Annotated in this window: 1 protein-coding gene; it reads left to right on the top strand. The window is 72.2% G+C overall.

Annotation, left to right across the window (positions count from 1 at the left end; all coding sequences use genetic code 11):
* Positions 1 to 515: exodeoxyribonuclease VII large subunit (gene xseA / locus MZTS_RS24790; RefSeq protein WP_192285985.1), on the top strand; the 515-nt coding region annotated here is incomplete at both ends.

Genomic DNA, 515 nt, shown 5'->3' with positions numbered 1-515 from the left:
GCGCGGCGAGATCTCGGGCTATCGCGGGCCGCACGGATCGGGGCACGCCTATTTCTCGCTCAAGGACGGCTCCGCCAAGATCGACGCGGTGGTGTGGAAGGGCGTGCTTGGGCGGCTGCGCCAGAAGCCCAAGGAGGGGCTGGAGGTCGTCGCCACCGGCAAGATCACGACATTCGCCGGCAAGTCCTCCTATCAGATCGTCATCGACGCGATGGAGCCCGCCGGCATCGGTGCCTGGATGGCGCTGCTGGAGGAGCGCAAGCGCCAGCTCGCCGCCGAGGGGCTGTTCGGGGCGGAGCGGAAGCGCCCGATCCCGTTCCTGCCGCGGGTGATCGGGGTCGTCACCTCGCCCACCGGAGCGGTGATCCGCGACATCCTGCACCGGCTCGAGGACCGCTTCCCCCGCCCCGTGCTGGTCTGGCCGGTGCGGGTGCAGGGGGAGGGGGCGGCCGAGGAGATCGCCGCCGCGATCCGGGGCTTCAACGCCCTCACGCCGGGCGGCGCCATCCCCCGGC

The organism is Methylorubrum zatmanii, from assembly GCF_014845115.1.
Lineage (GTDB): Bacteria > Pseudomonadota > Alphaproteobacteria > Rhizobiales > Beijerinckiaceae > Methylobacterium > Methylobacterium zatmanii.
The sequence above is the reverse complement of the archived record's forward strand: the minus strand, read 5'-3'. Positions and strand labels throughout refer to the sequence as shown.